This window comes from Paenibacillus sp. O199 (genome assembly GCF_001636635.1).
Classification (GTDB): Bacteria; Bacillota; Bacilli; order Paenibacillales; family Paenibacillaceae; genus Paenibacillus; species Paenibacillus marchantiae.
In genome coordinates this window covers 40,043-40,693 of sequence record NZ_LGRP01000009.1, presented here as the reverse complement: position 1 = coordinate 40,693, position 651 = coordinate 40,043, and the positions used below count along the sequence as shown (strand labels likewise).

The window sequence follows — 651 nt, the reverse complement described above, 5'->3', positions numbered from 1 at the left end:
TGGTAGGATTCAACAATGTTTTGGAAGTATGGATCCAGAAGCAGGTTTTTCAGTGCTGCATCTTTGTCATACGCTTCTTTAATGTTTTGCAGGAACTGCGAACGGATGATGCAACCACCACGGAAGATCATGGCGATGTTGCCGTATTTCAGATCCCAGCCGTACTCGTCGGAAGCTGCGCGCATTTGGGCAAAACCTTGTGCGTAGGATACGATTTTACTTGCAAACAGCGCTTTGCGAACATTCTCAATGAACGCTTTTTTGTCACCGGAGAATGCTTCAACCGCAGGTCCGTTCAGGATTTTGCTCGCTGCCACACGCTCGTCTTTCATCGCGGACAGGAAGCGGGAGAATACGGATTCTGTAATCATGGACAATGGTACGCCGAGATCCAGCGCGCTTTGGCTTGTCCATTTTCCTGTTCCTTTTTGTCCAGCTGCATCCAGAATGACATCAACCATTGGTTTGCCCGTTTCCGGATCGTATTTGGAGAAGATATCTGCTGTGATTTCGATCAGGTAACTATCCAGCTCTCCCTGATTCCATTCTGTAAAGATGGCGTGAAGCTCCTCAACGGACACATTCAACACGGATTTGAGCAGGTGGTAAGCTTCACCAATCAACTGCATATCTCCGTATTCGATACCGTTA

The 651-nt window shown here is 47.6% G+C and carries 1 protein-coding gene; it reads right to left on the bottom strand.

What is annotated here, in order from left to right; translation table 11 throughout:
* A partial coding sequence (locus A6049_RS34105; RefSeq protein WP_481852953.1) for an NADP(+)-dependent, decarboxylating phosphogluconate dehydrogenase occupies nt 1–651 on the bottom strand: 651 nt, incomplete at both ends.